General features: G+C 62.2%; 4 protein-coding genes. All 4 read left to right on the plus strand.

Annotated features, from left to right (window positions below; all coding sequences use genetic code 11):
• Window positions 1–61 precede the first annotated feature (61 nt).
• The 4 genes from IE266_RS19910 (at window position 62) to IE266_RS19925 (ending at window position 8,735) form a co-directional block, all read left to right on the plus strand.
• On the plus strand, window positions 62–1,039 hold the full coding sequence (locus tag IE266_RS19910; RefSeq protein ID WP_189681872.1) for an ABC transporter permease: 978 nt from the start codon (window positions 62–64) through the stop codon (window positions 1,037–1,039).
• Window positions 1,036–1,875, plus strand: coding sequence for an ABC transporter permease (locus tag IE266_RS19915; protein WP_189681873.1), 840 nt, complete (start codon window positions 1,036–1,038; stop codon window positions 1,873–1,875). The genes IE266_RS19910 and IE266_RS19915 overlap by 4 nt, the downstream gene beginning before the upstream one ends.
• Window positions 1,872–3,542, plus strand: a complete 1,671-nt coding sequence (locus IE266_RS19920) for an ABC transporter ATP-binding protein (RefSeq protein ID WP_189681874.1) — start codon at window positions 1,872–1,874, stop codon at window positions 3,540–3,542. Before IE266_RS19915 ends, IE266_RS19920 begins: the two co-directional genes overlap by 4 nt.
• 486 nt (window positions 3,543–4,028) lie before the next feature.
• Complete coding sequence (locus tag IE266_RS19925) at window positions 4,029–8,735, plus strand: DUF3320 domain-containing protein (protein WP_189681875.1); 4,707 nt, start codon at window positions 4,029–4,031, stop codon at window positions 8,733–8,735.
• The last annotated feature ends 353 nt before the right edge of the window (window positions 8,736–9,088 follow it).

Raw genomic sequence — 9,088 nt, forward strand, 5'->3', positions numbered from 1 at the left:
GAAAGAGAGACGCGGCGCCAAAGGTGCCGCGTCCACCTACTCCCGACAGGAAGAATGAGACATGGCGCAGCTGCGTTATTTGTTCGGCCGCCTCGTCAAGGCGATCATGGTCTTGCTGGCCGTCACGGTCCTAAGCTTTGGCCTGATACGTGCCGCACCCGGCGACCCGGCCACCGTACTTGCCGGCGAACAGGGATCGGTCGATCCCGAGTTCATCGAACAAGTCCGGGCGCGCTACGGCCTTGACCGGCCGATCCAAGAACAACTGTTCAAATACGTCGCCGGTGTCGCCCGGCTGGATTTCGGCGATTCCTACCAGCACAATCGCCCGGTGATCGAGCTGATCGGCGAACGCCTTCCCGCCACGCTGATTCTGACAATGACCGCCTTCCTGCTGGCCTTGGCCGGGGGCCTTATCATGGGCGTCACTGCCGCGAAACATGTCGGCAAGTGGCCTGACGGGGTCATCACCATCGCCGCGCTGCTGTTCTTTGCCCTGCCGCTGTTCTGGGTCGGCCTGATGGCCATCCTGCTGTTCTCGGTTCAGCTCGGCTGGCTGCCGGCCTTCGGTATGAACACAATTGGCGTCGAGATGTCACCGATCGGACGGACGCTCGACGTTGCCCAGCACCTGGTGCTGCCCGCTGCAACACTGGGTCTGCTCTATCTCGCCACCTATACCCGCATGACCCGTGCCTCGGTACTCGAGGTAATGGACCTCGATTTCGTTCGCACGGCACGCGCCAAGGGCCTCGAGGAGAAACGGATCTGGCGCCGCCACATCCTCAAGAACGCTTTGCTTCCGATTATCACTCTCGCCAGCCTTCAGGCCGGCCACCTCGTCGGTGGCGCGGTGCTGACCGAGACCGTGTTCGCTTGGCCCGGCATCGGCCGGCTGGCGTTCGACGCCCTGCTGCAACGCGACTACAACCTGCTGCTGGCGATCTTCATCATCGCCTCGGCCTTCGTCGTTTTCTTCAATCTTGTCGCCGATTTGGTCTACAGCCTCGCCGACCCAAGGATCGAGGTCGCCGCATGACCGATTTCGCCCGACGTTTCCTTCGCAGCCGCTCCGGAATGATCGGCCTGATCCTGCTTCTGACGCTGGTGCTCATGGCAATATTCGCCGACCTGCTCTTCCCCGGAGATCCCTGGCGGATGGCCGGACGGCCGAACCTGCCTCCGTTCAGCAAGGGCTTTCTCTTCGGCACGGACCAGCTTGGCCGTGACGTCGCCGCGGGGATCATGCACGGCGCCCGCATGTCGCTGATGATCGGCTTCGCCTCGTCTGTTGTCGCCATCGGTGTCGGCGTCCTGGTCGGCGCAGTAGCCGGCTACTCCAGCGGCATCGTCGACGACCTGCTGATGCGCCTGACCGAATTCTTCCAGACCATCCCGTCCTTCATGCTGGCGATCGTGCTCGTTGCGATCTTCTCGCCCACGCTCGGCTCGATCGTCGCGGCCATCGCGGTCGTGAGCTGGCCGCCAATCGCGCGCCTGGTGCGGGCCGAGTTCCTCACCCTGCGCCAGCGCGACTTCGTCAAGGCGGCCCAGGTTGGCGGGCATTCGCAGAGCAACATCATCCTGCACCAGATCCTGCCGAACGCCCTATCGCCGGTTATTGTTATGGCCTCCCTGATGGTCGCCTCGGCGATCCTGATCGAAAGCGGCCTGTCCTTCCTCGGCCTCGGCGACCGGAACTACATCACCTGGGGCTTCATGATCGGCGCCGGCCGCACGATGATCCGCCATGCCTGGTGGCTCAGCGCGATCCCCGGACTTGCCATCTTCGTCACCGTCCTGGCGCTGAACCTGTTCGGCCAGGGGCTGAGCGACGTCCTCAACCCGCGACTGTCGAGGAGCAACAGAACATGACGAACGAACCTATCCTCAGCATCCGGTCGCTCGACATCTCGTTACCCAAGGGCGCAGACCGACCCTTTGCCGTCAAGGATCTGAACCTCGAACTGCGGCGCAACGAGATCCTTTGCGTCGTCGGCGAGTCCGGCTCGGGGAAATCGCTTCTCGCCACCGCCATCATGGGCCTGTTGCCGCCCGGCGTACGGATCGCGGGGGGAGAGATCAACTTCGATGGCACCCCGTTCGCCTCGCTTTCTGACGCGCAATACCGAAAGATCCGCGGCGCCCGCATCTCGATGGTGTTCCAGGAGCCGATGACGGCGCTGAACCCGGTGCTGACGGTGCGCGAACAGCTGGACGAGGTTCTGGTCGCCCATGGCGTGACGCGTTCCAGCGACCGTCAGAAGCGCATCCTGGAACTGCTGAAAGCCACCGGGCTCCCCGACCCCGAAACGCTGCAGCATTCCTACCCCTTCCGGCTTTCCGGCGGGCAGCGGCAGCGGGTGATGATCGCCATGGCGCTCGCCCTCGAACCCGATGTCGTGATCGCAGACGAGCCGACGACCGCGCTGGACGTGACCACACAAAAGCAAATCCTGGAGTTGCTGCGCGAGATCCAGCAGAGGTTGCATATCGCCGTACTGTTCATTACCCACGACTTCGGCGTGGTGGCCGAGATCGCCGACCGTGTCGCGGTGATGCAGTTCGGCAACCTGGTCGAAGAAGGGCCAGCAGAAACCGTGCTGAACGCCCCGAAACACCCTTATACACGCAAGCTGGTCGCCGCGGTGCGGGGCCTGTCCGATACCACGGCGACGGACGTGCAGGCCGGGGGCGAACCGATACTCTCGATCCGCCACGCAACCAAGACCTTTGTCACCGGCGGCAGCGGCTTCATTTCCACCAAACGGCGGCGCGTCGAGGCGCTCAAGAACATCTCGGTCGATATCGGCCGGGGCGAGACGCTGGGGTTGGTCGGCGAATCCGGCTCGGGGAAGTCGACGCTCGGGCAGGCCGTCGTGCAGTTGCTGGAACTCGACAGCGGCGAGATCCGGTTCCACGACAAGCCCCTTCAGGCCATGTCACGGCAGGAACGCGCTAAGATCCGGCCCAAGATCCAGATCGTTTTCCAGGATCCCTATGCCTCGCTCAACCCCCGTCACAAGATCCGCAGGGCCCTAACCGAAACGCAGATGATCCACGGCACCCCGCGCGCTGAGGCGCTGGAGCGCGCCGAGCAGATGCTCGATCTCGTCGGCCTCGACCGAGGCGCGCTCGATCGCTTCCCGCATGAGTTCTCGGGCGGGCAGCGTCAGCGGATCGGCATCGCCCGCGCTTTGGTCATGCAGCCGGAACTGATTGTCGCCGACGAAGCCGTCTCGGCGCTCGACGTGTCGATCCAGACCCAGGTGCTGGCCCTGCTGGCCGATATCCGCAACCGGCTGAACCTGTCGATGCTGTTCATCACACACGATCTGCGGGTCGCCGCGCAGGTCTGCGACCGCATCGCGGTGATGCGGCGCGGCGAGATCGTGGAACTGGGAGAAGCCGACGCCGTGCTTGCAACGCCACGCCACGCCTATACCCAGCAACTCTGCGACTCCATGCCGGGGATCGCTTGGTTCTCGAACGAAACGGGGCAAGATCCCCTGCTTCAGTCCTGCAAGGCAGAAGGGATCTGATCGCGGATTTCACGAAGGAGAAGGGGCGCCATATCCCGACAACACGTTTCGGGAGGCTTTGGCGCCCTGTTCACCGCCAAACTTGTATCGACTACGCCTCGCGAGAAATTCGAGTATTGAGACCGGATTGGGGCGGATCTTCGTAGTTGTTTTCCCACTCCGGTGTCGCTGCATCCGCCTTTGCTATCGCAGCGGTTGCGCACCTCTCCTACCAGGGCTGGCATCGATTCACGGACCGAAACTGGCACGGAATGCTGCCTCACCTTCCATGGCCCCTCCCCATAACTCCCATCGCAGCCAAATCGCCTCGCCAGCGAAGTCAATAAAATCAGAGTCGATCCGCAATAGGCAGCTGCGGTCTTGCCAAAGCTCTGCGATTGACTTTTTCATAGCCCAATGCGTGCATGAAGACTTAATTTCGCCTGATTGGTATGCGCTATGTTCAGTTTCCTGCCAGAGCCCACCTGAAGAAAGAAATTTTCAACCATGCTTGACCGCACGGATCGCTTTACAACGAAAACACTGGACGCCGCGCGGCGCAAACTACTTGAGACGGGCACGCGTAACCGGCTGATCCACGTAAATCGGGCGAATCAACGTGCCAACTGTCTTGGAATCATCAACGAACGTTCGGATGACGTCTTCGATCTGCTTCGCGACCAGGCAAAGCGTTTGCGCTTCAAAGCCACGGGAAAGGATCGTCGTAAAGAGGATCCTGAGGACGGTGAGGAATTCAATTCAATATCTGAGGATACCGAGGGCCCCGAGACAATCGATCCCGAGCGTTATATTGATCAATTTCTCGAGACACCACTCGGCCCCGAAGCCCAGGCTCGCCGACTGCTGCGATTGGCAGGCGATGCGCGCACAGCTGAGGAAGAGCAAGGGCTCAACATCCTCTATCTGGCGCTCGGATTCCTGAAATGGCGCGAGAGCGGAAGCTCGGACATCTGGCGCGAGGCGCCTCTTGTTCTCTTGCCCGTAGAACTCGTGCGCAATGAGCGCACTTCGACCTACGACATCCGCGTTCGCGAAGATGACATCTCCACCAACCTGCCCCTGCAGGAAAGGCTCCGCCAGGATTTCGGCATCACCCTGCCGGACATCGACGAGACCGAAGGCTGGAAGCCTTCCACCTACTACGCGCAGGTGATGGAAGCGGTTTCGGGGCAGGCTGGTTGGTCGGTGGATGTCGACGGGATGCAGCTTGGCTTCTTTTCCTTTGCCAAGCTCCTCATGCACCGCGACCTCGATCCTGGGTCCTGGCCGGAAAACAGCCTCATTGGCAACGACCTTCTGTCTGGTCTTCTGGCCGAAGGGTTCGAAGGTGGGGCGTCCCTCTTCGGCCCGGACGACAAGCTTGATGCCCTGCTCGACCCGGCGGACATCATCCAGGTCGTCGATGCCGACGCATCGCAGACCAAGGTCATCGAGGAAGTCAGGCGCGGATCGAACCTCGTGGTCCAGGGTCCGCCGGGAACAGGCAAATCGCAGACGATCACCAATCTGATTGCTGCTGCCGCCCATGACGGTAAGACCGTCCTCTTCGTTGCCGAGAAGATGGCCGCGCTTTCCGTCGTGCATCACCGCCTGGTGCGCTCGGGGCTGAGGGATATCTGTCTCGAGCTGCATTCGCGCAGCGCGAATAAGAAGGCCCTCGCGCAAGAGTTGGGTCGGACATTGATGGCCAGCGCAAAGGCGGTGCCGAATGTCGCGGATCCAGGCGCGCTGCGGCAGGATCGCGATACGCTTAACCGGATCACAGATCTGCTTCACAAGCCGTCGGGCCCGTCCGGTGATACACCGTTCCGGGCGATGGCGGAAATCATTGGGCTGATCGGCAAGGGCGCCCTGCCCCCATCAATTCCATTGGACAAGCTGGACAGGCTCGACCTTTCGCAACGACGCGCCGCCGTGCAAGCCATCAGCCGAATGGTCGGGGCGCTTGGTGCAATCGGGGCGCCCGAAGCCCACCCGTTCCGCGGTGTTCAGGACTATGATCTGCAACCCACCGACCTGTCGCGGCTGGAAGCTGATCTCGCTACTGCAAGCCAAGCGCTGAAGAACCTGATGTCCGATGCTTCCCGCATCGCGGCAAAACTCTCGCGCCCCGCCCCCCTGTCGCTCGCCGAGGTGTCGGCTCTCGCCAAAGCTTTCGAAACTCTGGCAATTGCCCCTCAGGACGCCCGGACTTTGGTGAGCGAAAGCCTGTTCGGGCGGCTGGGCCAGTCACGCCTTGCCGAGGCCCTGACAGCTGGCGCTGATTGGGAACGGGCGCGACGCAATGCCGATACCCACTTTGCCGATCACGCGTGGATGGCCGATACCGGAGCGCTCCGCTCGGCCATTGCCGGCGGACAGGCCTCGTTCTGGGCAAGGCTATTTGGCCCCTATCGCAAGGCCTCGAACGCCTTCGGTGGACTTCTGCGCGGCCCGCTTCCGAAATCTCCTGCAGACCAGCTGTCCCTGATCGATCAGCTCGCATCGGTCCAAAGTCTGAGGCGTCGCCTTGCTGATGACGAAACCTGGCTTCAATCGGCTCTTGGAGATGGATGGCGCGGCGAACGCACCGACTTCGCCGGATTCGGCAGGGTCGTAGGCTGGTTGGAGGACATGCAGTCAGCCGGGTTTGGGTCAGCGTCCGACGTTCTTGCGGCCCTGGACGTGGAAACGCCCGAAGCCCTGGCACGATCGCTCACGGAGCAGGCCGGCGATGCCGAGGAAAAAGCCGACAAACCTATTGCCCGGCTCAAGCTGAACCTGCAGCAGGCCGATCTCGCGGGAGACCTGCAAGATGTCGATCTTGCGGATCTAGCCGCATCCTTTGACGAGATGCGCTGTGAAAGCTGGAGCTATTCCGATTGGGCCGCCCTGGCCCGCGCAACCGCCCAGACCGTCGAAGCCGGAGCCGGCGACGTGGTCGACGCAGTCGCAGATGGACGCGTAGCTCCGGAAAAGGCGGTGGACGAATTCACCTACGCCTGTGCCGAAGCGAGGTGGAATGCCGCCCGCAAGTCAGAACCTGAAATTGGCCGCCTGGCGGGCCTCGATCGCCACGAACTGGTGCGAATGTTCCAGGACAGGGAGCGCGCACGCCTCAATGACGCCCAGGCCCTGATCCTCGCGCGCCATTTTGCCCAGATCCCGCGGGGCAGTATGGGCGAGATGGGTGTCATCCGCGGAGAGATTGGTCGCAAGAGCCGTCACAAGCCAATCCGCTGGGTTATGAAGAATGCAGGCTCCATGGTTCAGCGGATCAAGCCGGTCATGCTGATGAGCCCGATTTCGGTGGCACAATTTCTGCCGCCCGGCACCGTGACCTTTGATCTTCTGGTGATCGACGAAGCCTCGCAAATCCGGCCCGAGGATGCGCTGGGCGTCATCGCTCGGGCGCGCCAGATCGTGGTTGTCGGCGACCAGAAGCAGTTGCCGCCCACTTCCTTTTTCGACCGCCTCGTTGATGATGGCGATGGCGAGGAGGAAGACGAGGACATACCGGCAGGCGCGACGGCCGCCGACATGGAGAGTATCCTGTCGCTATGCGAGGCGCGTGGCCTGCGTTCGCGAATGTTGGAATGGCACTATCGGTCGCGGGATCCTTCGCTGATCCGCGTATCGAACGCCGAGTTCTACGGTGACAACCTGGTTTTGCCGCCCTCCCCTTTGCAGCTCGACCCGAATTACGGCCTGAAATTCCGGCGTGTGCCAGGCGTCTATGCCCGCGGCAAAACCGCCACCGAGCGCGCCGGCACCAACAAGATCGAGGCGCAATACATCGTCCAGGCGGTGGTCGAACATGCGCGCAACAGTCCCGATCTTTCCCTCGGGGTTGTCGCTTTTTCGAAAGCGCAGTCCGACACCCTCACCGAAGCACTGGAATACGAGCGCCGGCGAGATCCCGTGCTCGACGCTTTTCTGCGCGAAGGCCGCGCCGAGGATGTCTTCGTCAAGAACATCGAAAACGTCCAGGGGGACGAGCGTGACGTGATCCTGATCTCGGTCGGCTATGGCCCGCAAGAACCGAACGGGCGCCTGGCATCCATGTCCTTCGGTCCCATCAACGGCGAGGGCGGCGAACGCCGCCTGAACGTTCTGTTCTCGCGCGCCCGCATCCGTTGCGAAGTCTTCGCCTCTTTCGATCCGGGCGATATCGATCCCTCCCGCTCGTCGCGGGAAGGGCCCCGCGTGCTCAAGCGCTTCCTTGATTTCGCCAAGAGCGGCATCATCGAAGAGCGCATTGCGACGGGCCTGGATGCCGACAGTCCCTTCGAAGAGGATGTCGCACGCGTCATCCGTAGCTTGGGCTACGAGGCCGATCTCCAAGTCGGCACGGCCGGATTCCGCATCGATATTGGCGTGCGTCACCCGGAACGGCCCGGCCAGTATATCGTCGCCGTGGAATGCGACGGCGCCACCTATCACTCGGCACTCTGGGCGCGAGAACGTGACAGGTTGCGACAGGACGTGCTTGAAAGCTTGGGCTGGCGCTTCCACAGGATATGGAGCACCGATTGGTTCCTCCGCCGGGAGCATGAGGTTCGTCGCCTTGCAGAGGCTTTGCTGAAGGCAAGAGTGGCCTCCTCGGATGGTATCGCCGTGCGCGGCGCCAATGAGCGCGGCATTCTCCAACCGATTGAGCAGGAAATTGCTCCTGAAGGTCCAATTGAGATCGGGCATCTGGAGTTGAAAGCCCCGGCTTACAAACGTGCGGAGGTGCTGGTCAGAAGTACGGTCGAGCCTCATGATGCCCCCCAGGGGCAGATTGGCGATCTGATCATCAAGATCGTCGACATCGAAGGGCCGCTTCATGTCGACGAGATCGCCCGCCGGGTTGCTACCGCCTTTTCCAAGTCCCGAACCGGCGGCCGCATCGTCGACGCCACCACGCGCGCCTTGCAGGCGGTCCAGAAACGCAGCGACAACAGGCTTCATCGGATCGGCCAATTCGTACTGAATGATGAACAGCTTGCGGAAACACCCGTCCGGGACCGCAGCGCTGAAACAGGCACGATCCTGAAGGCAGAGTATCTTCCGCCAATGGAAATTGCGTCAGCCGCGGCGCGCATCCAGGCGGAAAGCGGAATTATGCCGCCTGAGGACATGACACGCGCAATCGCCCGCCTTCTCGGGTTCCAGCGCGTCGGGCCAGATCTATCCGCAGCGATCCTGGCAGTAGTAATGGAGGCGAACTAGAGACTTGCCACCCCACGCAGATGAAAACACCTCTTCGCCGATCAAACCGATCTTAGCGCCCAAGCCTGTCGTGTGCTGGACAGAATCCGAACCACCGCATTGAGGGGCACCAAGAGCCTCGGTTGCCGCCGGTGACAAGCCGGGATCGGGCTTGCGTCAGACTATTCCCGTCCAGTGGTCAGTCCGTCTTGCGCAGACGCTGGACCATCGCGCTGAAGCCTCTCGCCTCGGCATGCTGGAGCGGCGTTACCCCATCGAGATCCGCGAGTGAACGGTCGGCGCCTGCGGACAAAAGGTAAGCGCCACGCCGATCCCCTCCTGCCGCGTTGAAGCTGGCTGTGCGAGTCCTGCTG

It is taken from the genome of Seohaeicola zhoushanensis, assembly GCF_014656415.1.
Taxonomy (GTDB): Bacteria; Pseudomonadota; Alphaproteobacteria; order Rhodobacterales; family Rhodobacteraceae; genus Seohaeicola_A; species Seohaeicola_A zhoushanensis.